The organism is Stenotrophomonas sp. SrG (assembly GCF_050031795.1).
GTDB classification, from domain to species: Bacteria; Pseudomonadota; Gammaproteobacteria; order Xanthomonadales; family Xanthomonadaceae; genus Stenotrophomonas; species Stenotrophomonas rhizophila_A.
The window spans coordinates 1-261 of record NZ_JBNBBE010000384.1; the positions used below are offsets into that span (position 1 = coordinate 1).

Consider the following 261-nt stretch of genomic DNA (forward strand, 5'->3'; position numbering starts at 1 on the left):
CAGTTTCCACTGCGACCACGAGCGCAGGCGGCTGGTGGTCAGCTGCAGATCGCGGCCGGTCGGCCGCTGGGCGGTGAATTCATCGCGCAGCGCCAGTGCTTCGGACTGCGCCTGCTTGAGCAGCTGGTTGTGCCGGCGCTGCTCAAGATACCCACGGCTCTGCACGAAGCCGCGCAGGCTCCGTGCGAAGTGCTGCTGGACATCGTGGACCTGGCCGCCGCGGTCGAGCATGGTACCGGTGAAGCCGCGCAGGAAGGCGCG

General features: G+C 68.6%; 1 protein-coding gene. It reads right to left on the reverse strand.

The genetic code is table 11. From position 1 onward, the window contains the following. On the reverse strand, positions 1 to 261 hold a 261-nt coding region (locus tag ACQG3P_RS20180; RefSeq protein ID WP_426806038.1), incomplete at both ends, for a DUF3375 family protein.